Annotated in this window: 17 protein-coding genes and 3 pseudogenes; 7 read left to right on the top strand and 13 right to left on the bottom strand. The window is 63.4% G+C overall.

Going from position 1 to position 24,111, the window contains the following annotated elements; all coding sequences use genetic code 11:
- Positions 1 to 12 precede the first annotated feature (12 nt).
- Positions 13 to 1,407: an OFA family MFS transporter gene (locus tag HNP02_RS37385; RefSeq protein ID WP_255507429.1), complete on the bottom strand. Its 1,395-nt coding sequence runs from the start codon at positions 1,405 to 1,407 to the stop codon at positions 13 to 15.
- Positions 1,408 to 1,771: 364 nt separating this feature from the next.
- Here HNP02_RS37385 and HNP02_RS37380 point away from each other — a divergent pair, with 364 nt between their 5' ends.
- Positions 1,772 to 2,194, top strand: a complete 423-nt coding sequence (locus HNP02_RS37380; RefSeq protein ID WP_184445705.1) for a carbonic anhydrase — start codon at positions 1,772 to 1,774, stop codon at positions 2,192 to 2,194.
- Positions 2,195 to 2,242: 48 nt separating this feature from the next.
- Positions 2,243 to 3,094 (top strand): formate dehydrogenase accessory sulfurtransferase FdhD, encoded by an 852-nt coding sequence (gene fdhD, locus HNP02_RS37375; protein WP_184445704.1) that lies wholly within the window; start codon positions 2,243 to 2,245, stop codon positions 3,092 to 3,094.
- 6 nt (positions 3,095 to 3,100) lie between these two features.
- Here fdhD and HNP02_RS37370 read toward each other — a convergent pair whose 3' ends face one another.
- From HNP02_RS37370 to frc, 3 genes are all read right to left on the bottom strand, one after another.
- The gene (locus HNP02_RS37370) at positions 3,101 to 3,823 is read right to left on the bottom strand and encodes a GntR family transcriptional regulator (RefSeq protein ID WP_184445703.1); all 723 of its coding nucleotides are present in this window, start codon (positions 3,821 to 3,823) and stop codon (positions 3,101 to 3,103) included.
- A gap of 178 nt (positions 3,824 to 4,001) precedes the next feature.
- The gene (locus HNP02_RS37365; protein WP_309241836.1) at positions 4,002 to 5,333 is read right to left on the bottom strand and encodes an OFA family MFS transporter; all 1,332 of its coding nucleotides are present in this window, start codon (positions 5,331 to 5,333) and stop codon (positions 4,002 to 4,004) included.
- 265 nt (positions 5,334 to 5,598) lie between these two features.
- On the bottom strand, positions 5,599 to 6,825 hold the full coding sequence (gene frc / locus HNP02_RS37360; RefSeq protein WP_309241835.1) for a formyl-CoA transferase: 1,227 nt from the start codon (positions 6,823 to 6,825) through the stop codon (positions 5,599 to 5,601).
- 1,803 nt (positions 6,826 to 8,628) lie between these two features.
- Between frc and HNP02_RS37355 the strand changes: the two are divergent.
- A pseudogene (locus HNP02_RS37355) lies at positions 8,629 to 9,885 on the top strand (IS256 family transposase).
- A gap of 20 nt (positions 9,886 to 9,905) precedes the next feature.
- Here HNP02_RS37355 and HNP02_RS37350 read toward each other — a convergent pair.
- The 5 genes and pseudogenes from HNP02_RS37350 to HNP02_RS42350 form a co-directional block, all read right to left on the bottom strand.
- Positions 9,906 to 10,631 (bottom strand): hypothetical protein, encoded by a 726-nt coding sequence (locus tag HNP02_RS37350; protein ID WP_184445700.1) that lies wholly within the window; start codon positions 10,629 to 10,631, stop codon positions 9,906 to 9,908.
- A 918-nt stretch (positions 10,632 to 11,549) separates the two neighbouring features.
- Positions 11,550 to 12,851 (bottom strand): folylpolyglutamate synthase/dihydrofolate synthase family protein, encoded by a 1,302-nt coding sequence (locus HNP02_RS37345; RefSeq protein ID WP_184445699.1) that lies wholly within the window; start codon positions 12,849 to 12,851, stop codon positions 11,550 to 11,552.
- A gap of 304 nt (positions 12,852 to 13,155) precedes the next feature.
- The gene (locus HNP02_RS44225) at positions 13,156 to 13,413 is read right to left on the bottom strand and encodes a sigma factor-like helix-turn-helix DNA-binding protein (protein ID WP_184445698.1); all 258 of its coding nucleotides are present in this window, start codon (positions 13,411 to 13,413) and stop codon (positions 13,156 to 13,158) included.
- Positions 13,410 to 13,826 (bottom strand): hypothetical protein, encoded by a 417-nt coding sequence (locus HNP02_RS37335; RefSeq protein ID WP_184445697.1) that lies wholly within the window; start codon positions 13,824 to 13,826, stop codon positions 13,410 to 13,412. The genes HNP02_RS44225 and HNP02_RS37335 overlap by 4 nt, the downstream gene beginning before the upstream one ends.
- A gap of 1,050 nt (positions 13,827 to 14,876) precedes the next feature.
- Positions 14,877 to 15,117: pseudogene (locus tag HNP02_RS42350) on the bottom strand (GMC family oxidoreductase); the annotation flags it as partial.
- A gap of 378 nt (positions 15,118 to 15,495) precedes the next feature.
- Between HNP02_RS42350 and HNP02_RS37325 the strand changes: the two are divergent.
- From HNP02_RS37325 to HNP02_RS44220, 3 genes are all read left to right on the top strand, one after another.
- Entirely contained in the window at positions 15,496 to 16,281 is a 786-nt protein-coding gene (locus HNP02_RS37325) for an alpha/beta hydrolase (RefSeq protein ID WP_184445696.1), read from the top strand.
- A gap of 1,007 nt (positions 16,282 to 17,288) precedes the next feature.
- Complete coding sequence (locus HNP02_RS37320) at positions 17,289 to 18,113, top strand: SDR family NAD(P)-dependent oxidoreductase (RefSeq protein WP_309241834.1); 825 nt, start codon at positions 17,289 to 17,291, stop codon at positions 18,111 to 18,113.
- Positions 18,114 to 18,185: 72 nt separating this feature from the next.
- Positions 18,186 to 18,434 carry a hypothetical protein gene (locus HNP02_RS44220; protein ID WP_375373757.1) on the top strand — a complete coding sequence of 83 codons (249 nt, stop codon included), beginning with the start codon at positions 18,186 to 18,188 and terminating at the stop codon, positions 18,432 to 18,434.
- 279 nt (positions 18,435 to 18,713) lie between these two features.
- Here HNP02_RS44220 and HNP02_RS37310 read toward each other — a convergent pair whose 3' ends face one another.
- The 3 genes from HNP02_RS37310 to HNP02_RS37300 form a co-directional block, all read right to left on the bottom strand.
- Positions 18,714 to 19,106: a hypothetical protein gene (locus HNP02_RS37310; RefSeq protein ID WP_184445693.1), complete on the bottom strand. Its 393-nt coding sequence runs from the start codon at positions 19,104 to 19,106 to the stop codon at positions 18,714 to 18,716.
- 20 nt (positions 19,107 to 19,126) lie between these two features.
- A complete protein-coding gene (locus HNP02_RS37305; RefSeq protein WP_184445692.1) occupies positions 19,127 to 19,285 on the bottom strand; it encodes a hypothetical protein in 159 nt (52 codons plus the stop codon).
- Between the two features lie 402 nt (positions 19,286 to 19,687).
- Positions 19,688 to 20,209: an ester cyclase gene (locus tag HNP02_RS37300; protein ID WP_184445691.1), complete on the bottom strand. Its 522-nt coding sequence runs from the start codon at positions 20,207 to 20,209 to the stop codon at positions 19,688 to 19,690.
- A gap of 207 nt (positions 20,210 to 20,416) precedes the next feature.
- Here HNP02_RS37300 and HNP02_RS43355 point away from each other — a divergent pair.
- Positions 20,417 to 20,517: pseudogene (locus HNP02_RS43355) on the top strand (DUF6480 family protein); the annotation flags it as partial.
- Positions 20,518 to 21,218: 701 nt separating this feature from the next.
- Here the strand turns inward: HNP02_RS43355 and HNP02_RS37295 are convergent.
- Positions 21,219 to 23,099 carry a CocE/NonD family hydrolase gene (locus HNP02_RS37295; RefSeq protein WP_184445790.1) on the bottom strand — a complete coding sequence of 627 codons (1,881 nt, stop codon included), beginning with the start codon at positions 23,097 to 23,099 and terminating at the stop codon, positions 21,219 to 21,221.
- Positions 23,100 to 24,111 lie beyond the last annotated feature (1,012 nt).

Here is a 24,111-nt window from a genome sequence, read left to right as displayed (position 1 = left end):
TGCACGCGTCCGCTAGTCGGCCTTGAGATCGGCCAGGCTGGGCTCCGACAATGCCTCTACTCGAGGCGCCGCCGTGGCTACTCGAGGCTCCGCCGTGGTCCGCCTTCCCGGTTGCCGCAGGAAGAGCGCGATTCCCGCTGAGACAAGCGCACTCACCGCAGCGATCCAGTAGGCACCGGTGTAACCCCAAGCGTCGATGACGCTGGCGCCGACGCCAATCCCGACGACTGACCCGAGCAGCTTGGAGCTGTAGATCAGGCCGTAGTTGCTGGCGTTGTTGTTCTCGCCGAAGTAGTCCGGGGTCAGCGAGGCGAACATCGGGTAGAAGGCGCCGCCGCCGAATCCCACCAGGAACGCAAACGACAGGAACGCAATCTCGTTCTGCGCCTTGCCCGCGTACAGCAGACCGACCAGTGCCACGGCCGATACCAGCAGCACGGCCAGCAGGGTCTGCTTGCGCCCGAAGCGGTCCGACAGGTAGCCGGTCAGCGTGCGACCGGTGCCGTTGACGATCGACAGCACGCCAGCGGACGACGCCGCGATCAACGGGCCGAAGCCGAGCTCCTTGGCGAACGGCACCATGTAGCTGATGCCGAACAGCGAGACGCCTGCGCTGATTCCGAGCGACAGCCACATCAGCGGCAGCATGCCGGTCTTGATCGCCTCCATCGGTGTGTACTGCCGGACGGCGGGCGGGTTCTTGCGAAGGCTCTCCGCGCCCTTCTTGCTGGACGCCCACTTGATCGGGTCGACATCGGACGGCCACCAGTTCTTCGGCGGATCCCGGAACAGCAGTCCGCACGCGGCGACGACGATCAGCATGTAGACGGCGACCAGGTCGAGCACCCAGACATAGGTGTTCGGGTGCAGTGCGTAGCTGAAGATGAAGATGAATGGCACGGCGCCGTAGGCGAATCCACCGTTGACGAAGCCGGTCTTGCCGCCTCGCCGCTCTGGATACCACTTGCCGACGAGGTTGATGCACGTCGCGTAGACCAGGCCCGCGCCGATGCCGCCGCATACCGAGAACCCGAGGTAGGCGATCACCAGGTTGTCGCTGTTGGCGATACTGAAGAAGCCAACCGCAGAAAGGACCGCGCCTACCAACATGGCCGTCCTGGCCGACACGATGTCCTTCTCCCGGAGCTTTCCTGCGGGAAACGCGATGAGCGCTTGGAAGAAGGCCCAGATGGACAGCAGCCAGAACGTCTCGGACATGGTCCAGTGGTGCGCGTCGCGCAGCGACTTCGCGGCGGCGCCATAGCCGTACTCGTAGACACTGATCGCCATCATGGCGGCCCACGGCAGCCAGACCATCCAGGCCCTGGATCTGCCGAGGAGTTCGCGGTCGGTCTCCCCGACCCGGTACACGCGACCGTTCGCGTCGGTTACTTCACGACTTGTCATTGTTGAAGACATCGTCGCCTTTCTTTCTCGCATTGGTGGGAGTTTTGGGATACGTCGGCTGCCGAAGACCGGGCGGCGCCCGACCGGCCGTTTGGCGTGCCCGTCGTCCACCTGCCGCGACGTGTTCCATGGCCTCGACTCCCTTGATCTTCTGGCGGGGGATTCCGCACTCCGACGCGATCGACTCGGCGGCGAGACCCCACGGACCCGTGGAAGAGAACTCCGTCACAACATTGCATACGGTATGAGGTAGGCAATAGTCTGTTTCATAGTGTGGCCTACGTAACAACTCTTGTCGAGGGGTTAGAGACGAGTTTTTGCGAAGAGCTTTCGCCGACCGACTGGCAAGAGGAGACGTCAGCAAATGCATCCAGATGTCAGGGACGCGTTCTGCGCGAGAACGAACGTGCTGCTGGCCAATGCCGGCCGCTACGAGGCCAAGGTCCAGCCCGGCGTGGCCGTGGTGACGTGCATGGACGCCCTGTTCAATGTCCACGCGTTGCTCGGCCTCAACGAATGCGACGGGCACGTCCTTCGCAATGCGGGCGGCGTCGTGACCGACGACGTGATCCGCTCACTCGCCATCAGTCAACGCCTGCTCGAGAGCTCCGACGTCATGCTCATCACGCACGCCGCCTGCGGGGTTCGCGATGCCACCCGCGACGTGGCGGCAGAGGCACGCCGGGGCGTGGCACGCCTGCGTAACGCCCCGGTTCTGCACCGTACCAACGATATTCGCGGATACTTCTTCGACGAGACGACGGGTGAGCTTCGTGAACTCAGTTGAGCCCAATCCCCACCAAAGCCAATTACACCAAAGCCAATTAGGAGTCCCATGGGACGCGTGACCAGCAGATACCGGGTTCTGCGCGTGGCCGACGGAGTGACGACCGCCCGCCCAGACACCCTTGCCGCGGAGGAACCCCTGGAGATCCGGGTGGCCGGCCGCCCGCTGTCGGTGACGATGCGGACCCCTGGAGACGACTTCGACCTGGCCCGGGGCTTTCTGGTCAGTGAGAGCGTCGTGGCGGCCGAGTCGGACATCGCCGCAATCCGGTATTGCGCGGGTGCGACCGCCGACGGCGGCAATACCTACAACGTGCTCGACGTGCTCCTCGCCGACGGCGTTCCCCTCCCCGATCCGTCCGTGGAGCGCAACTTCTACACGACGTCGTCGTGCGGCTTGTGCGGCAAGGCCAGCCTCGAGGCCGTGCGCACCACCAGCAAGTGGCACGTCGATCGGGATCCCTTGCGCCTGACCCCCGAGACGATCGCGACCATGCCGGAGAAACTCAGGACGGCGCAGCGCGTCTTCGACAGGACGGGCGGACTGCACGGGGCCGCACTGTTCGGCGCGAACGGCGACCCACTGTGCGTGCGCGAGGACATCGGCAGGCACAACGCGGTGGACAAGGTCATCGGCTGGGCGTTCTCCGCAGGCCGTCTGCCGTTGCGCGGCACCACGCTGATGGTCAGTGGCCGGGCGTCCTTCGAACTGGTGCAGAAGGCCGTGATGGCCGGGATCCCCGCGCTGGCCGCGGTATCGGCGCCGTCGTCACTCGCCGTGGATCTGGCACGGGAGATGGGGTTGACGTTGATCGGTTTCCTGCGTGGATCATCGATGAACGTCTACTCCGGAGACGAGCGGATCACCTCGGCGGAGCCGAGCAGTCCCGCACTCGTGTAATGCCGCTCAGGACTTGGCAGCCCGCTGGTCGTGGTAGAGCTGCCGGGTCCGCTCCGTGTGCAGGTTCATGACCTCGCTGGCCCGGTCGGCGTCCCCGGCCGCGATGGCCTTGATCAGGTCGGCGTGCTCCGACCAGGCGTCATGGCCGCGCGGTTGCGCGATCAGGTGGTAGTACCAGCGCCACCGGCGCTCGACGAGCCCGATGTGCTCGGCGAGTACGGCGTTGCCCCCGAGCGCTCTGATGCTCGCGTGCAGGGCCGCGTTGGCCGCCACCAAACCCTCGACGTCGTTGTCCGACAACGCGTTCAGCCCGTCCTGCTGCAGTTCCCACAGCCGGTTGACGTCCTCTGGCGTGGCGTGGGTGGCGGCGAGCCGGGCCGAGTAGGTCTCCAGGACCGAGCGGACGCCGAGAAGCTGGTCGGCCTCCTCTTCGGTGGGGCTGTGCACGAAGGCGCCCTGTGCGGGACGCAGATCTACCCAGCCGTCGGTCTGCAAGCGCTGCAACGCTTCACGCACCGGCTGACGGCTGACGCCCAGATACTCGGCCAGTTCGTTCTCGACGAGGTGCTGACCCTGCTTGAGGGTCTCGTTCACGATCAGTTCCACGATGGCGTCGTAGACGGCCTCACGCAACGGAGCCGGGCGCTGCACCCGGCGAGCGGCTGCGTCGGAAAGCCCGTTACCCGACGCCTGGCCAGGGGGGCGCCGGCTCTGGAGGGGAAGTGACATGGCGTGCTCCTTCGCCTAGAGGACGGTTCTTAGGGTACAGGTTTTCGTATGCAATGAACTGTCTTGCCATGTCACGATTTCCCATTCGTGCGACATCCAAAACTGGGGACGCCCCAGGTGCGGGCAAGTCCTTGGCAGGACGTGGCCCACACCCGGGGCGCTGACTGCGAGGCGGACGCTAGTCGAGCACCAGCGCGGCCTGCGTGTCGTCCTTCGTCGGCGTCCGTTGCTGCTCGGCGGGCAGCTTGGGTTGCTTGAGGAGGATCGTGATGAAGGCGCAGACGACGCCGACCGTACCGGCGATCACGAACGCCGTGCCGTAACCCCAGTTGTCCACCACGACCGAACCCATACCGGCGCCGACCAGGCCCGAGATCACCTTCGAGCTGTAGACCAGGCCGTAGTTGGTCGCGTTGTTGTTCTCACCGAAGTAGTCGGCGGTCATGGCCGCGAACAGCGGGAAGATCGCGCCGCCACCGAAGCCCGAGACCATCGACGCCAGAAGGAACAGTGGCATGCTGCCGATGGAGCCGGACAGGTACACCGCGTACTGGGACACTCCCAGTACCGCGCAGACGATGATCAGTGTGTTCCGCCGCCCGAACAGGTCGGAGATCCAGCCGATCACGCCGCGCCCGGTGCCGTTGATGATGGCCTTGAGGCTCATCGCCAGCGCCACGATGCCACCGGCGAAGCCCATCTCCTTGCCGAAGGGCACCTGCATCGCAATGCCGAAGATGTTGATGCCTGCGGTGCAGAGCAGGACGAACCACATCAGCGGAAGGATGCCGGTCTTGATGGCCTCCATCGGCGTGTACTGCTTCACCGCGGGCGGATTCTTCAGCAGGGCCCGCCGGATTCGCGGGTCTTCACTGGCCACCAGCGGGTCGACGTGCGCGGGCCACCAGTTCTTCGGGGGGTCCTTGAAGAAGAACCCGCTGATGGCCACCAATGCCGCAAGGAAGACGCCGACCGCGAACAGGATTCCCTCGTAGTTGCTGACAGACAGGTACGAGGTGAACAGGAAGATGAAGGGCACCGAACCGTAAGCGAACCCGCCGTTGACGAAACCGGTCTTGCCGCCCTTCCGTTCCGGGTACCACTTGCCCACCATGTTGACGCAGGTGGCGTAGACGAAACCGGCAGCGGTTCCACCGAAGAAGCCGAAGCCCAGGTACGCGAAGAAGACGTTCGGGGCGAACGCCAGCGATATGTAGCCCAGCAGCGCCCCTCCGGCGCCGAGCATCATCGCCGCCTTGGCCGACAACTTGCCGCTCTCCCGCAGCCGGCCTGCCGGGAATGCCACTGCGGCCTGGAAGAACACCCATACGCCGAGCAACCAGAAGATGTGGCCGTGGCCCCAGCCGTGCGCTTCGACGAGGGTGTCCTCGGCCGAGGTGAACGCGTATTCGGACGAGCTGATGGCCATCATGGCAATCCACGGCAGCCACACCATCCATGCCCGTGAACGTCCAAGGAGGTCGCGGTCGGTCTCGCCGATCCGGTACACCCTGCCGTTCTTGTCTACTACTTCTCTATAGCTTGGCGACGCTGTTGAAATCATTGTGCTACGGCTCCTTCCGGTTCCCCTGCAACCGGTTGGGGACATCGTCGCCGACCGGGCAGGAATTTCGCCAGGTTTTGCTACCGCAATACCCGCGGTCCTGGCCCAATTGATTTCCGAACCGAGCGCCGCGACCGGGCGTCTCCTCCTGACCGAACGTCCTCGACGACGTGCGAGGTGCGTTTGGTGAAGATCATTGGCGATGTGTGCATCACAGGACACCCTTCGCCTTCAGGGTGACCAACTGGTCGCCGAGACCGAGTTCCCGGCCGTAGACGTCCTCATTGTGCTCGCCAAGTAAAGGTGGGCGGTGCACGTCGACCGGGGAGTCGGACAGCTTGATCGGGCAGCCGACCGTGCTGAACTCGCCGCGCTCGGGGTGGTCGACGCGGACCACCATCTCGTTCGCCGCCAGCGACTCGTCCTCGATGATTTCCTTCGTGGACAGGATCGGGCCGCACGGGATGTGATGCTCGGTGAGCGTCTCGAGCACCTTCCACTTGTCGATGCCCATGGTCCATTCCTCGATCAGCTGGAACATCTTGTCCAGCTTGTCCAGTCGCGCTTCTGGTGTGCTCCACTCGGGGTCGGTCACCAGCTCGGGACGGCCGATCAGGTTCGCGATCGGCGCCCAGCACACGGGCTGGATGACGATGTAGACGTAGTCGTTGGGTCCGCCGGGGGCGCACTTCACGGCCCAGCCCGGCTGGCCTCCGCCGGAGGCGTTGCCCGAGCGCGGCACGGTGTCGCCGAACTCGTCGTTGGGGTACTCGGCCAGTGGCCCGTTCTGCAGCCGCTGCTGATCGCGCAGCTTGACCCGGCACATGTTCAGCACCGCGTGCTGCATGGCGACGGTCACGCGCTGCCCGCGGCCGGTGTGCTCCCGCTGATACAGCGCGGCGAGGATGCCTGCCACGGCGTGGACGCCCGTACCCGAGTCGCCGATCTGCGCGCCGGTGGCCATCGGAGGACCGTCTTCGAACCCGGTCGTACTCATCGACCCGCCCATGGCCTGGGCGACCACCTCGTAGGCCTTGTAATGGGTATAGGGGCCGTCGCCGAAGCCCTTGATGGAGGCGAAGATGAGCCGCGGATTGATCTCCTGCAGCGTGTCCCACCCGAAGCCCATGCGCTCGATCGCGCCAGGGGCGAAGTTCTCGGCGAGGATGTCGAACCGGGGCAACAGATCGGTGAAGATCCGCTTGCCCTCCGCTGACTTCATGTTGAGCGTGATGCTCCGCTTGTTGCAGTTGAGCATCGTGAAGTAGAGGCTATCGACCCCGGGGATGTCCCGCAGTTGCTTGCGGGTGATATCGCCGCCGGGGGCCTCCAGCTTGACCACGTCGGCGCCCAACCACGCCAAAATCTGTGTGCATGACGGTCCTGATTGGACATGTGTCATGTCCAGGACACGCACCCCTTCGAGCGCCTTTGCCACGGCATTCCCCTTACTCATTCGACGTCTGGTTTGCGGTTCCCGACGCATCTACGTCGGGGTTCGGAAAGCAGATGTGACCGGCTCCTCTGACTGATACGAAGAGTGGTCCGTGTCACAGCTGACGGTATACTACATACAATTGACCGCGCAAGACTTTAAGCACAGTTCGCTGTGAGTTCGCTGGTGATGGGCCTGTGCATCCGCTGGGAATCCGCCGACCGCCTGGTCCGCGGTGTGTTTTTCGGTCAGCGGGGCGGTATCGGCGGCGACCCCCAAGCGATGAAGTGCTGCCCGACTACCGGTCGACTCTGTGCTCACGGTGTGCGCCACGCGCACTTTCACGCCCTAGCCGCAGAGCCGACGCCCGGGAGGCACGCGCGGAGCGACGAGTTGTCCGCGGCGAGCCGGCTCCGACCAGCGATCGGGCCCAATACCGAATTCAAATCGCAACTTCCTGTAGGTTCCGTAACTCCTAGGCGGACGGCGATGTCTCTACCAGGGCGTTTGCAGAATTCCGATCGAAATGGCGGATGCACTTTTCCGCTCTTCATGGCGGACCCTAGAACCGTACGGTCGTCCTAAAATTCATCTCGACGGTGTGCCGCTGCTGAATCCTCAAGGCGTACGCGGTCTACTTGAGTCGTTTCGTCACGTAACGATAGTCAGCCACAGTCGCCTGCCGCGCCCGGATTTTCCCAAGGTTCCGGATATGCGTCGAGACGTGTCGTGGCCGGGAAACATATGAGCGGTGTGGTCGTCGGCCGCTCGCTCATGATCGTTCACCGGCAGTCTGTCTGGGTTCGCGCGTCGGAGCCCGCTATAGATTCGCGACAGATGCGAGCCGCATTTTCTATATCGTTGTTACTCAATATAATTCGATGATCCGCCGGGTCCGCTCGACGACCTTCCGCGCGCCACTGTGATTCATGCGGCTGAATCAGTTCAACGCCGACGGGGCCGCGTCTGCCCGGCGACGGATCTACGCTTAGCCTGTGCCCCAGATTGAATAAGAATGCCCCAACATCAATGACAACGAACATGCGACTCTGGCAAAGAGTTAAGGGCCTTACTATGAATAGTATTGTGCTACAACGGATTTAGTGACAACGGAGAGTACGCCAGGTAAACCACTGCGCATTCTCTATAATGTGGTACCACAACATAATTCGATCATGATCGGTCTAGGCGGCATCAGTGCGATAATGGGTTGGGCTACGGTGCAGCATGGCTCGACACACCGTGCTCCTCAATCGACTCTGCCCCTGGGTGTGCGGCCACCATCTTCCCCTTCTCAGTTTCTGCCGTCCGATCATCGCGGTATCGGCCGGGCTGCACCGCCTCTCCCCTACCGGGGGACTGACGCCCGCGGTGTCAGGCCCGCCGAACTGTCACCAGCGGATCGCGCGGTAGCCCATCGCGCGGGCGAATCTCACCATGAATGGGTCTGCAGAGATCAGCGTCGAGACTCTGGCACTACATCGATCCGCGGTTTGCGCGAGGGCGGCCCCGCTGCCAGTGCACCAAGAAACGGGCTCTGGAACTGCCGGAGGGGCGTGTTCGACGGCTAGCTGGTGATCGATCACGCGTTGAGATCGGATCGATGGGACGGCGTTTTGTTCGTTTCAACCGGCCATCATCAACCGGTCCTAACGGCTCGGTTGGGTAAGTTCCTTGGCGTGGTGTGAATTCGGGGACGCGGCGTAGCCGCAGCTCGGGCGTGTCGCGCCGGTTCTGTGGGTGGGCCATCGCGTAGTGATGAGCGAGTTACCGACCAAAGTGACTCGACCAAAAGGAATCCACGCGATGACCCATGACCATTCTGCCCTGATCGCCCAGCTCGATGCCCTCAAGGGCGCTGATCCAGCGAGCGTGTTCGCTGAACTGATCCGCGCCGGGCTGCAGGCGTTGATCGACGCCGAGGCGGCCGAGGTGCTCGGCGCCAGGCCGCTACGAACGCACCGGTGAACGCACGAACTACCGCAACGGAACCAGGCCCAAGGCTGTGGCCACCACCAGCGGGGATGTCGAGGTGGCGATCCCGAAGCTGCGGTCGAGTTCGTTCTTCCCCAGTCTGCTGGAGCGCCGCCGGCGCATCGACCAGGCCCTTCGTGCGGTGATCATGGAGGCCTGCGTCCATGGTGTGTCCACCCGCAACGTCGATGACCTCGTCACCGCGCTGGGCGTGGGATCGGGGATCTCCAAGTCGCGGGTCTCGCAGATCTGCTCGGGCCGTGATACCGAGATCGCGAGATTCCGGGGACGGACGTTGACCCACACCACGTTTCCCTACGTCTTCCTCGACGCGACGTACTGCAGGGTCCGGATCGGGGCGCATGTGGTCTCCCACGCACTCGTCGTGGCCACCGGCGTGTCGATCGAGGGCACCCGGGAAGTCTTGGGGACCGCGGTCGGCGACAGCGAGTCCTTCGATTTCTGGCGTGAGTTCCTGGCTGGGTTGCGGGCGCGTGGCCTGGCCGGGGTGCATCTGGTGATCTGCGATGCCCACGCCGGGTTGAAGGCGGCGGTGGTCCAGCAGTTCACTGGTGCGTCCTGGCAGCGTTGCCGGGTGCATTTCATGCGCAACGTCGGCTCGGCGGTGTCGTCGAAACATGTGCCTCCGGTGATGGCGGCGATCAAGACGATATTCGCGCACACCGAGCCCGATGCTGTTGGGGGCAATGGGATCAGGTCACCGACACCCTGCAGAAGTCATTCCCGAAAGTCACGACGATGATGCGTGAGGCCAAGGAGGACGTGCTCGCGTTTCGGGCGTTCCCGAAAGCGCATTGGCAGAAGATCTGGTCGAACAACCCGATCGAACGATTGAACAAGGAGATCAAGCGCCGCGCCGACGTCGTGCAGATCTTCCCCAACCCGGCGGCGTTCCTGCGATTGGCGACGGCGGTGGTGATCGAAGCGCACGACGAGTGGGAGGTCACCCGCCGCTACGTCTCCGACGTCAGCATGGACGAACTACGGGTGATCATCGCCGCCAAGGAACGAGCAGCCGCAGCCCAGACAAGCGTGTCATCGTTGACACCCGAATTCGAAAGCGCTTAACATACAACATAACTCGTTGATCACGAATCAGATGGTTCACCGATCCGAACTACACCACCCCACGGGACGCTGTCGAGCACATGGACCGAATAACGTATTTCCATCCAGGGCTCATCGTCGTCCAGGCACTCTTTGTACCTAGTCTGTGAGCGTCGGAAACCTCGCGGGAACGAAAAGTCATCCAGGGCCTGCCTGATCGAATCCATGAATCGCTGCAGAGACTGACGGTCTCCGACCTGTGCGATCAGTCCGCGACTTCGCGCCAACTCGTCGACTTGAGCGAGCAAATCTTCCAGGTCATCTCCGTCACTGCACATCGCCGCCTCCAAGTCCGAAATCAGTTCCGGCGTCTCTACGTACCTTCTAGACAGCGTGGTGCTGAGCGCTCCGTCGAAGACACTCAAAACACGCAAGTACGCGCGCGGAGTAAGGGCATTCTCCAATGTGCCGCGCGCCGGTAGGCGTTGATGCGGCATCTTGTTGCCTTCGTCAAGCAGCACCCGCGGCTCACATCCGGAAACGCAGTACAGAAGTATCTCAGCTAATTGCGTGACATCGCTCGCGTCGCCACGGCCACCGGTCGCGTGCTCGGGCAGGCGAAGGAAGCGGCTCCCGACCTCCTCCCCCACACGGGTCCCGTCGTCCTCTTCGGCGTTGTTGAACGAGAGACCGAAGTCCACCAGTACCGGCCGCATGACGTCGCCGCCGCGCAAGACGACGTTCGTCGGCTTGACGTCACCATGCACGACGGCGTTCGTGCGGCAGCGGCACGTGACAAATCTGAATAGTCTTCTGGTACACCACCGCCGGCTGCGGGACTAGGTCTGATCACCGAATTACTTCTGTCCCAAGGGGATTCACTCACATGCATCGTCATGGGTATTCGTCATTATCTATGTACTTTGGGTTGGCTTGCTCCCTCGCGGCGCCCCGGTCTGATCGAGGAAACGATGACAGCACGGGCGAGGCCACAGTGGGCATCGACCACGTCTCCGTCCCGACGACCTGGCCCGGCTGTCGCCGTTCGATGTCGTGCTCGTTGACGCGGGAGCGAACACCATTGCTGCCCGGCATCATCGACGGACTCCCACGCTGCGACGTTCGCCCCACCTGGATCGTTGAACACGTCGATCGACATGGCTGCAGCCGCCGACGCCGGCATTCGTGTCGGCACGCAGGGGCACCGTCGCTTTCACCCATGGTGGCGGGCTTGGCTGACACCATGGACACACCGCCGGTCGAGACGAAGGACTTGGGTATGGCCCTCAGCGCAGTCGCGGTACTCTTCGCGGCTACGGGTCCGCTCAAGGACATCGTCTCGAGTGTGCGAGCGTTCACAACGCGCTTTGCCACACGCGCGTGGAAGGCCTGCCGGGGCGACGCGAGTCAGAACCCCAGACGAGTACGCGTAGCGGCGAACCCGCATCCTGGACGAGTTGTGAGACACCTACGACCGCGTCTTGAGCGGCACTGCGGATGGCTTGCTGCATCGTGGTCGGCGCGCGACGAGGGCCGTCGGCGACGGGCTGAACCAGCGCCGCCCGCGCATCCGGGTGAGTTCGACTACCGGATTCCCACGACGTGGGTCGCAACGAGAAGCTTGGCCAAGGCGTCAACGGCGCGGAGCACGAGCGTGATGCAATCATTGCTGAGTGTGGCGACGGTTACGGTGCGGACCGCGTGGCGCCCAGCGTCGACTTCAGGGCTCCGCGCGCCAGCAACGCACCGCGCAATTCAGCGACAAGGTACAAAGAGCCCGTAATGAGCAAGCTGGATTCGCCGCGGTTGAGTAGCCATTGGAGGGCGCGGTGGCTGTCTGACTGCGCCGAGACGTTCTCGATGTCTCGTTGGCGGGCAATGTCGATTAGCTCGTCTGCCGGCCATGATAGGCGCCCGAGATCTTGCTTCGCGGAGAAGTCGGTGATCACCAAGGTCGACGCGAAGGTGGCGATGACATCCAGGCACGACGACACCTTCGCCTCGGTGGACCGGCCCAGGGCGGCCAGCACGGGTATCTGCTTGACACCGAGACCGGCCAACGACTCGGCAAGCGCCGAGAGTTTCTGCGGATTGTGCGCACCATCGAGAATGACGTACTGCTCGTTGAGCACGAGCACCTCCATCCGCCCCGGGGGCATGAAAGCGATCGGCGGAGGGCGGTCGCGGTCGATCTGCGGCAACCCGTCTCGTGCGGCGACGTGGTTGACCACTGCTTGCGCCAGGCTCCAGTTGCGGTGCTGAAACAGTGGCACGTCGTCGCGCGACCTCGTGCCGGTGTGCGGATCGCTGGTCACAACGATCTGCGAAGCGCGGCGCGCCTGCGCGGTACTCCGTAGCACCGACAGCACAGCCGGGTCCTGTCCGCCCTGGATGATCACCATGTTTCCCGGCTGGACGATGCCAGCCTTTTGCGCGGCGATATCTTCGACTGTCTCCCCGAGGATTTCGGTGTGATCGAGTCCGATGTCGGTGATCACGGCGATCTTGTCCGGACGCGAAATCACGTTCGTGCCGTCGAGCAGGCCACCTAGACCGGTTTCTATGACCGCGTAATCGACGTTCTCCGCACGGAACACGTCGAACGCGAACGCCACGAGCATCTCGAAGTAGCTGGGCTGCAGACCACTGGCTCGCACGCGTGGGAGGAAGTCGTTGAGGTAGTCGACGAACATCTGCTCCGGCACTGGGCCGCCGATCTGCACCCGCTCGGTGATGGACTCTACGAACGGCGAGATCGTCAGTCCTGTCCTGAAACCCGCCTCTTGCAACAGCCCGGTCACGAAGTAGGCCACTGACGTCTTTCCGGACGTGCCTGCGACGTGGATGCTCGGGTACGCCTCTTGGGGGTTGCCTAGGCACTGCACCACGGATTGCATCCGGTCGAGGGCGTAGTTCTCCTTCATCGGTGTTTGCGGGATGTAGGCAGCCAACGTCGAGGACGCCTCTTCGATTGTGGTGATCGTCATATGGCTTGCTTCCTGTCTGGTTGAACGGACACTGAACGTTTTGGATGGCTGGTGCCGCTTAGGTGGTTGAGGTCCACCATGTTTCGTCATCTGACGTGTTGGCCGCCAGCGATGATGTAGCGGCATGCTCGCGTCATCGTCGCGCTTACGGCTTCGTCGAACAACGCCGGGGAAGTCTTGTGACAGCCGTGCACCCGCTTCTAGCTCCGCCAAGTGGATTCTGGCCCAGACGTTGTTGGCGTACTGGCCGCGTGCGGCGGTGGCGGCCTGGATCTCGTTGAGCAACGTTGCGGCGCCGCCGCGGTCACCGCTGAGCATGCGGTACTCGGCGAGACGAAGCTGCCATCGCACGGGGCCAAATTGGCCTTCGATGCCGCCGCTGGCGTCTCAGTAGTGCTGGGCCGCCCCCCTTTCCTGCAATCTTGTGGCGAATTTGTTTCTTGGCGTGGGCGATCATGTTTTCCACCGCCTTCTCGGTCCTGCCCAGTCTTGCGGCGATCTCCCGCACGCTGTATCCACCCGACTGCATTGTCAGCGCGACTCGGGCATCCTCTCGGGTCACCTGTTGTAGGGCACGTTCTGCCCCCAGTGTGTATAACGTCGTTTCTCAACATCGGTAAGCGCCGCCTGCGAGTGCGCGCGAATAGCGGTGTCATCTCCGAGGACGTCGCGGCCTTGCTCGGTGAGCCAACGATTCATAACAGCGACGAACCGGATCAGACACTGGCCGACGAAGAATGTCCGCAGCGACGCTCCCCGGCGAGGGTTCCACTTGCTGGGGATCAGGACACGATCGCGGAAGTAGGACAGTGCCTCAGCCACCGTCTCGTCGGCGATCTCATCGACGTCGCTGATGCCCAGATCGACCTCTTCGAGACTCGGAACATGACGGAGCCTCTTCTCCCGGCATCTGGCCTCAATCGTGCGACGGGTCAACCATCCGGCGACGATGGCGTGTCCGTAGCGGGCCAACACGGTCTCGACGGTTTGGTAGTCCTGGCTCTGTTCGGCATCGGACCGACAACTTCGCCCGCCCAGATGCGTTCGGTGTGGACATGTCTCACGGCCTCGAAGTCTCCGTGCATGCCTGCTGGATGCAAGGTGAGTCGGTGCACATCGAGAAAGTCTGGGCTGATTCCGATGTGGCAGCGGCGATCGACTGGATCGCAACCAACGCTGGCCGGCGCCAACCGCGCGAGACATGGCCAAGGGGTGCGGCCTCTTTGAGACGCGTATGAATTCCGGCTTGTTGTCGCACCGAGAGCAATCGCCGCTGACGTATGCGGTGCTAGGGGCGCGGAGAGACCGATCAGTGACGCCGGTGGTTGGGGTTGGGAGCGCCAGGATTCCACGGTATCGATCCACCCCGTCGCCGCCGCCACATTGGCCCTTCTAGGCGCCGCGTCCAAGACAGTCAAAAATACGTCGAACCGGCGCGTATGGGCGACGCGACTTGCCGGTTCATGGATGACTGCGGTTATCACGAAACACCGACCGCACGGTGGACGCCGGTGAGAAGACCGACTCCGCCGCGGTTTCTCGACCAGAGTGGTTCGCTGCCTTCTTGGCCGACCGCGGCACCCGTAAACCGTCGCCGCACTCCATGAAGGCCTACCGCCAGGACTTCGACACGATCGCCACCCTGATCACCGGCGCCGACACCAGCGACGCGTCGGCAATATCGTTGAGTGACATCACGACCGACTCCATGCGCAAGGCGCTCGCGCGATACGCCGAAACCCATGATGCCGCAACGATTCAACGGTGCTGGTCGACGTGGAACGTCCTGTGCACCTTCCTGTACACCTCAGAGCTGATCGTGGCCAACCCGATTCCGCTAGTCGGCCGGCCCAAGCCCGCTAAGCTAAGACAGACTCGCAGCCGCGGCGACGACGGTGCTGTCATCCACGTGCACGGCAAGGGCGGCAAAGATCGCCGGGTCCCGATCGAAGCGGCGCTGGTCGAAGTCCTCGAGCGCTATCTGGACAGCCGCGTCACCCGCTTCCCCGGCCACCGCCAGACAGCGCTCCTCCCCCGGCAGGGGATTGGTTGCTGGGCCAGGAAGCCCCAGTCCCGCTCGCTGCCCAGGTTGAGTGGCCATTGCGCGGGGTCCATGACCGTCGGCACGTCGTCAGAACCGCCGGCCTCCAGTAACAGGACGCTGACGTCGGGGTTTTCGGCGAGGCGTCGCGCCACCGCTGAACCCGAAGAGCCGGGATCCACAGATGATGAAGTCGTAGCTCGAAGCAATTTCGCTGAGCGCCACAGCGTTTCCCGCTTTCGTTGAGGACAAGATTCACCGCTCAGGGTAGGCTTCGGGAGCGTTACGCGCCGCTACCGAAGCCGGGCATCGGCACTTTCTGGCAGTAGCAATCCTGCTGGACACGGCGTGCAAGATTGCTGCCATTGCGTCGGTCCAACGTGGGAAGGAATCAAAGCAGCCGGTGACCGCTGGCTTTAGCTGACGTTCGCGTCGACCGTCAGCCGCATGGCGCGGCTCGGTTGCTATCACATAGGTTGTACTTCGACACAGCACAAATGTCGGCCCAAGCCATCCTCTTCGAGTCCGCTCGGCCGCCATCGTTTGATTGCCTGAAATCGCAATCCTTAACTGAGACAGTGTGCATGAGAGGACTCTAGTGCCTTGACGGCAACGCAATCCGGCACGTTCGACGGCGTATATATCGAGCACGCCGCATCCCCGGCGCAGCCCACAGGTGCCCCCATCGTGTTCGTCCACGGCGGTGCGCACGGTAGCTGGGTCTGGGACAGGTGGCTGCCTTATTTCGCCGCGACCGGTAGGCACTGTTACTCATTCAGTTGGTTCGGCCACACCGGATCTCGCGATTTGCCTGACCGCGCGTTCGCCGCGCGCACGCAGGCCGACACTGTGGAAGAACTCGAGATCGTCGTCGCTCACGTCGGACAGACCCCCGTCATGATCGCCCACAGCATGGGCGCAACGGTCGTCCAGAAATACGCCGAACAGCATGCGACTTTGGCCCAGGTGCTACTGGCTCCCTCGATCTGCGCCGAAGTAGGTGTCATCGATGCGCAGATCCACTTCGACCTCGACGCACCCGTGGAGCCACCGCCCTTCGACCTCGCCCGGGACGTGTTCTTGGGTGGTTGCACCGAGGAGGACGCCCGGTGTTACCACGCTCTGTTGACCAGGGAGTCGCCGACGGCGATGAAGCAAGCGACCTTGGCAGAAACCAGTGTGGACCGCATCCGCATCGGTGGACCCTCGCTGATGGTCGCGGCGGAGCACGACGTCGTCGTGCTAGCCGAAGCAGTGCGACGAAGCGCTGCGCACTTCGGATCTGACTATCTGTTTTTGGCCGGCCGTTCCCACAACATCGTTCTCGAACCCCGCTGGCGCGAGACCGCCGATCGCATCCTCGCCTGGCTCAACCACCACGATTGGTGACGCGGTCGGAGCAGCCAGTCAAGGGGATTGGCGTGATCGTGAGGGCGAAACGTCCTGAGGAAACTCGTTGCTGGGATAGCTCAGCCATCCTTGGGCTCTGGTCAAAGCCGATCACGTCGGCGCCGCATGCGGTTAGCTCTTCGGCGTAGAGCCCAGGGCACCGCGTTGAGAACGGTCAGTACTGCGGCATCGCCGAGAAGCGAAAGGCAGGCTGGCCGGTCGTAGTGGGCATTGTAGAGATTGTTGCTGGCGTGATCGAGGAACTGATCGGCGTATACGTCGTATTGCGGATGGGACCCAACGGCGTCGCTCACCAAGCCGGTCTCGCAGAACATCACCAGCGATCGACGAATCAAGTTGCGGTGGTCCCCGTGGATCCATAGGGTGCCCGCGGTCCGGATAATCCGGTCGAAAATCGGCCTGATTCTTAAGCCCCGGCAGTTGTTCTGCGTGCAAGGGCGCCAACCCGCACCTCGCTTTCATCCACGGCATCCACTTCTGCCTGGGCGCTCCGCTCGCGCGCGTGGAAGGCGAGATCGTCTTCTCCAAGCTCCTGCAGCGCTATCCGTTTCACCGCGGGCAGCCAGCAAGCTGTCCGAAGGACCGAGGCCATCATCTCCGGGGGGTGGCTCAAGCGCCCTGTCAAACTGGGATCCGCGACATGACGACACAGACTCGCTGGCCCGAGACGCCGTGCCAAGTCGTCGAGCACAGATGCGGCGTCGATGGCGAACCCCCGGGTGTGGTGTCGGTAACAACAGCGGATCTGCATGAACGCCGCGCAATTCAGGGACGGCGGATGCTGAAAATGGGGGCCCTGCGACTCCTAGTACAACTGCGGCCTGGCTCGGATCCGGCACTGCCGCAACCATAGTCAGGACGAGTGGAGGCGTGCCGCTGCACCGCTTGTCGTGACCCGAAAAGGAACACAGCCATGGTCGCGCGGCCCTTGAAGCAGCAGCATGTTTCGGCTTCTTCGTGCGACGCGGTAACGCCTACAGGAAAGGATGACGATGTCAAGGACTTGGCTTATCACAGGAGCGTCCTCGGGATTCGGCCGATTGCTTGCCGAACGAGTCGCATCGGCCGGAGATCACGTCATCGCGGTGGCACGGCGATCGGGCCCACTGGGCGACTTGGCGGCGAAGGCACCTGGACGGATCACTCCCGTGGTGCTCGATATCACCGACAAGGAGGCAGGCCAGATCGTCAAGTCCGCCGTGGATCACGCAGACGGCTTAAACGTTTTGGTGAACAACGCCGGATACGGGTTGATGGCTCCGGTTGAGCAGACGGATGACGCAGCGGCAAGGAGCATATTCGAGACGAACTTCTTCGCAGGACTCACTATTCTGCAGGCCGCCTTACCCGCGTTGCAGGCATCCCACGGCAGAGTCATCCAAATCTCGTCGTACCTCGGCCAGGTGGTGTGGCCGGGAGCCGCGCTGTATTCGGCCACCAAGGCTGCGGTGGAAGCGATTTCCGCTGCGCTTGCAGTGGAGCTGGAGCCACTCGGCGTCAGTGTGACAACGATACAGCCAGGAATATTTCGTACAGAGTTCAGGGCATCTGTGCCGATGGTCGAGCCGAACAAGCTGTACGCGAACACGGTCGGAACCTTCCTGTCCGAGCTCTTGGCTCTGCCCGAAAGCGCCTTGGGTGATCCGACGCTGGTAGTGGACGCTGTGATGACGGCTGCCACACATCCCAAACCTCCCCTGCGTCTGGCGGTCGGCCGCGACGCGGTACAGGGGATACGCAGTGCGTTGACTAAGCAGTTGGCCGAGATCGCAGAGTGGGAGCCGGTGAGCATTGGCGGCGCGGAAAAATAGAGGGCGCCGCCGACCGTTGATGACGCTGGTGATCGTCGGTGCATCATGGTCGTTGAGGCACACCTGCACTAGCTGGCACGCTGGAGAGACCGGTCTGAGCAACCTGGCACACGGGATATCCCGGACGGGATCCTGACATCGGCAGGCCCCAACCACATGAGGCACCCCGTAGTGGGAGAATTTCATTTGTGGCGCAGTAGGTTTGACATGCCCGACTCTGATGGACAACATTTGCTCGTCTATCACGCCGAGCCGGGGACCGAATACGCCGCAAAGCTCGCGTCCCTTCAGTCGAGTCTCACCGGCGGGACTCACTCATAGGAGCAGTGCTCCTACCCTCTGTTGCAATTTCGGAACTACGTTGCGGTGGTGGAACAGAATCCGAATGCGTTGGGCGTGTTTCTTCGCACCCGGCGCGATCTCGTGCGACCTACGGACGCGGGTCTGTACGTGGGAGACCGTCGGCGCGTCCGCGGACTTCGCCCCGAGGAAGTGGCGGTGCTGCCTGCATCAGTGCGGAGTACTACCTGCGGCTCGAGCAAGGCAGAGAGCGTCAGGCGTCGGACCAGGTGCTCGCCGGGATTGCGTGTGCCCTGCAACTCAATGTTGATGCTGGCCATGCGGTTGGTCACGCCCCAGGGGATGGCGCGGGTCGCGGCACCGCCAGCCATCCCTCGGCGATGCCGTACACCCCTGCGAGGCGGGAACCGCCGCCACCTGCACACACAGCCAAGGCATGAGCACGACCTGACCCAAGGTTGGCGCGGGATCGTAGAACACAAGGACGACACCGCCGAGCAGACCGCCTGCCCACAACAGCGCCGCGATCGGGTACGCCCGCAACGTCCAGAGACCAGCCGAAACCAGAGCGTGTTTCAGCATCCGGCCACCCAGCCACCCCAGCGGGGCGACCACTACAGACGCCGTCACGACGAGCAATTCCACGTGGACGGCGGCGGACTTCGCCATGCGCAGCCACAGCGGCGGGATCACCGTGTCGTCATGCGGGTCGGTCAGCGGGGGGTGGCCACCGCCCGCTGACGTCCCCGGACGCTGCGGCCCAGGACTTCGGCGCGCCGGCGCTGGATGGTCGACCACCCCTGATGGGCGGCGATCCACGCGCGGCGCATCTCGTCGAACTTGTCGTCGACGCCGTCGCGACGAGCAGTCATGCCCTGAGCTTAAGAGTCGTCGAGGGGGTGCTCGTGCAGAAATTCTGCCAGGGTCCGATGGCGTTCTGCCGTACCTGCGTGGGGTGGCTTTGGCCTGTGGGTGGACAGCCGGCGGCCGAGCGGCGATGTCGTTGCGGGTTAGGCTCGCTGACGAGCGCGACGACATCCACGACTGCGGGTCAAAGCGAGATCGCCCCTCGTACGTCGGTGGAAGTGTCGCGCAATTGCGGGAGCATCCAGCATTGCCTTCCGCTCACAGGCACCACCGACCGCCGCTTGGCCGCCGCCGAAACCTTCATCGTCAAGATGCTCGGGGGCCCTGTTGGGGGTCGCCAGTACTTCGCCGCCGTGCTCGAGGCGTTGGCTTCGGTGGGGACGATGTGGCGCAAGGCGAAGCGGGTGTCAGTGGTTCGCCATGAGGGTGTTGCTGGGCAGAGAGGCGTCGAGGACCTTGCGGGCGGTCTCGACCCCGGCGATCGGAAGCCGACCGGCGTCGAGCAGGCCGAGTTGGACGAGCACGCTGGCCTGATCCCAGTAGATGTGCTCGTGAACCAGCTTGTCTCCCTCGAACTGAATGACGGCCACGGAGGCGATCTCCACTGCGCGCCCCGTGGGCTCGATTCCCGGCAGCATATAGTCCATTCGAGTCGTATGCGTGAAGCGGACCACGAACTCGTCCACCAACGAGCTGTGCCCTACCGTCCGGCTGACGGGCACGAGTTCGAGGTCGGGCGGGTTCACGCCGATGAAGTGGTTGGCATAGAAGTCGCGTAGGTTCTCGAAGCCGACGCCACCGGTCATCGTCGGCACGTGGTTGACGTACGGTTCGGCCACCATGGTGGCCATGGTGGCGTCCACATCGCGCGTCTCGAACTCGAAGCGGCAGTGCGCCTCCCACAGTTCGGCAAGATCGTGAGCGGTCACGGTCGTCCTTTCTCGTCGGCCGCACTAGCCTACCGTGGGCGGCTGGACTCCGCCCGCACGCCTGCAGTTCCCGAGACCGGACCGGTCAACACGTCAACAGTGGCTGCAGACGGGTGAGACCCATGCGACGGGGTATGGGCGGGTCGACGTCGTCCGCGAGACTTTGCGAGACACCAGCGATGCAGCCACCCCAGACATGACTGCCGTCCCCCGGATCCTGATCCGGGAGACACCCGCGGTTTCGAGCCCGCGGAGGTGTCGCGCCTGGATCGACTCCGCCCGATTCGGCGCAGACATCTGGCCTATCGATGCAGGTGATCGCCCGCCGGGGGGCTTGCCGGATCAACGACATCGCCCAGGAACTGGTCATCACCGTTGGGGGACAAGCAAGCTCGTCGATCGGATCGAAGCCCGCGGACATTGCCGGCGCCGCCCCAACTCCCACGACGGGCGTTCGTCGATCATCGAGCTCCCTCCTGGGGGCCGGCGCCTGCTCAACACCGCGGCCCGAATCTTCGAAGCCGAGCTGGCGGATCGGCTCGAATCGGCGGCCTCCCGCGGCGCGCTACAACAGTTCGGCGACACGCTGGCACGGCTGCGATTGGCCAACAACCGTGTCACGACAAACGAGAGCGATCTAGAAGGCCCCTCCCGGTTGGCGTTTGTGACAACGGATTTGGCGACTGGCAGCCTCCGTTGACGCGTTCGTGGCGCTCCGCCACCGGTTTGCTCGCCGTCGAGGACCTCGGCTAAGCCTTGGGCTAGACCGGGGCTAGACCAAGGCTAAGAGTCCGCTGTCGGATCCGATCGTTGCGGGATGGACATAGTTCCACGACAGAACGCAGTCAGCGCGAGTTACACGGCCCGGCAAACAGACTCGTCTGCAGCGGGTGCGCGAGGATGAGATTCCGACGAGTGTGCTGCGCGGGTGGCCAGCGCCCGACTGATCGAGCGGATGTCGGGGGCTTGTCGATCGACCTGGCCGCCGGCGAGCGCGGCTTCGTGAACTTCACCTGCTGGCTTTCGCGGGCATCGGGAATTGATCCGTGCCGGCGTCGCCTGTGGGGATCACCGGCAGTTCCACACTTGAGGGATGCGCCGTGTCGTGCAGGATGGTTTGGGTTGCTGGCTGCACAGCGTTGCCTCGGCCAAACGGTACGCCGGTGTTGGGGTTGGGTGCGAACTGAGGGTAGTCACTGCTTGAGATTTCGAGACGAATCTCGTCTCCCGCGGCGAAAAGGTAACTCGTCGGCCAGATGCTGATCCGGTAGTCATACGGCTGGCCGGGGACAATGGCCTGTGGCGTGGACAGTGAGTCCCGAAATGCCGCCCGGATGATGCCGTTGTTGAGGTTCAGCACTTCTCCGTCTGGTCGCACGACGTCCAGCTTTGCCGTGAAATCGGTATCCGGAACAGACGATTGCGCCCAGAGATTCACCGATACAGGCCCGGTCACTTCGGTGTCAGTTGGCAACGGGGCGGTGGTGTACATCAACACATCAGAACGTTGTTCGACCGGTGTCTGATCGTAGGGGCCCTGTGGGCCGGCCTGCGCGGAGCAGCACGAGTGCCCGCCGAGGCTCGGCGCAGGATAATCGGGTTGGTAGACAAAGGTATCCGGCTGCTCCACGCCTGGTGGCGTGCCGCCGAGTACCCCTGCGCGGTCCGGCATCTGGCCGTTACCCGACAGATAGTACTTGGTCCAATGGGTTTGGGGCAGAGGCCAATTGCCAGCCGACTTCCAAACGTTTGCGCCCATCAGGAAATAGTCCACTCGAGGTTGGCCTGCAACGCCGTTGTCTACGTCTTTGAGGAAATGATCGAACCAGCCAACCATCAACTCGTTGATCGGGCTGTCGGCCTGCACTCCGATCGATTTCAGCAGCGGAGCGGGTTGGGAATTCCGCCGGCCCCAGTTGATGTGGTCCCACGGTCCGATCACGAGGCGCTGGTTGCTGCGCGCTTCCGGCGTGGCGCCTCTGCTGACCATCCCGGCGAAGTTCTCAGTGCCTCCGGCGAGGAAAGCATCGTACCAACCCTCGATATCCAACACCGGGACTTTCACCGATTCGTACCATTCCCTGATGCTCACCTGCGTCCAGTAGTCATCGCGGGCCGAATGCCGAATCCAGTCGAAATACCACGGCGCGACGGCGGGACTGTCAGGTCGCAGCGGCGGCAACTGATCGAACGGGCGAAAATTGATCCAACGCGTCGGATCAGCGGCCGCAGCCTTGAGCTGCTGCGCCGCCGCGCCGTCCTTGCGATTGGCCGCCGCGGTGGTGGCGATCGTTTCGATCGCCCAGGGCTCCACGAAGGCCAATCGAAACTCACCGCCTTCGTATGTCCAGCCGTCGTAATAGTCGGAGGCAGTATTGGCCGGGACGATTGCCGCTAAGTGCGGTGGAGCGGCCGTCGCCGCCAACCACTGCGTTGCGCCCACATATGACGAGCCATACATGCCGACTCTTCCATCTGAACCACGCAGCGTGGCAGCCCACTCCACCGAATCGTATCCGTCATCGCGATCGTGAGTGAACTCGCTAAAGGTGCCGTCGGATGAACCTTGGCCCCGAACATCCTGAACCACAACGAGATAGCAGTGCGATGCAAACCAGTCTGGTGTTTGGTAACGAGCGGGCTGCACTTGGGCGGCCGACTTGCCGTATTGTGTCCGCATCAAGATGACCGGCACCGAGTCGGATATCTGCGGCCGATAGACGTCAGCCCGCAGGATCGTGCCGTCGCGCATCGTCGCTGGCACATCCGACTGTTTGCTGACCGCACATGACCCGCGCCCAGCGTTCGGCGGCCAGGACGAATCGGCTCGCGCCGAGTCGCCTCGTGACGGCTCACCCCCGCAACCGCTCAGAACCAAAAACGTTGTCATTGCGGAAGCTACGACGCGCACAGCAGCTGAAGCCGACACCCATCCGACTATACCAGCCGCTGGATCAACTTCGCGTCAGTCACATTGCGCCAGTGAGTGTTCGGCGCACCGATCTCGTATGGGGGCATGTTCGGACGGGACACCGCGTTCGCGCACGCGGGCGACGAATGCGAATCGAGCGGGACGTTGTCGGCTACGTTCTCGTCCGATCGGCAGGGTCGTTCGGAGAGTGGTCGCCGCGCCGTATTTTCCCTGTGGGACCGAATATCCCGGTCGGCAAGAGACGCGACAGCGCGATGGTCCGAGCACGGAAGTCCTCCAGCGACCGACCGTGGAGCGGCCGCAGACGAGTTCGCGAGTTTCTCGGGCCGGAAGCGTCAGCGAAGGCAGTAGCTTGCGCGCAGCGGAGCGCCGCCACAATCGGAACGCTGGACGCCAAAATCGCCGTCAGTCAGCGAGATGCGGTGAGTCGGTGAAGTGCAGAGGGTTTCGCTGTTCTGTCGAGATCTACCCGCGGTCGTCTTGTGCGCACTCGCCATCACCATGTAGCTCAAGGGTTCCGTAGTGGTGTTCAGCCAGAACCTGCTGAAAACCTGCGTAGCCGCTACGGCTCGGCGGGCAACCAAGACGACCCCACTTCGATGCCTTCGTGCTCGCCGATACGTCGCGCCGTCGCCGGATACATACGGGGCGTGTCACCTCCTGATGATCACTCTGCCCTCAACTCTCACAGCCCTGGACCTACGACACGGGTACAGATCTCCGGCTCGAACAGCCGGGGTCAGGCCAATCGGCGCCGACTCCGCTCCCGGACTCACTACGACCGCAACAGGACCAAAGGCAAAACCCCACCCTGGCCGTCTCCGCCCTGGCCCGCCGACGCATCAACGTCCTGTGGGCCACGCTCAGCGACCACGCCGCCTAATGGGAGTCGATCAGCGTGTCCTTGACGGGGATCTTGGTTCTCGAGCGGGAGGCTGATTACCGAGCCGCCGGCCGGTGAGCACTGTCG

It is taken from the genome of Mycobacterium sp. AZCC_0083, from assembly GCF_014202335.1.
Classification (GTDB): Bacteria; Actinomycetota; Actinomycetes; order Mycobacteriales; family Mycobacteriaceae; genus Mycobacterium.
This window is presented reverse-complemented; position numbering and strand designations above follow the sequence as displayed.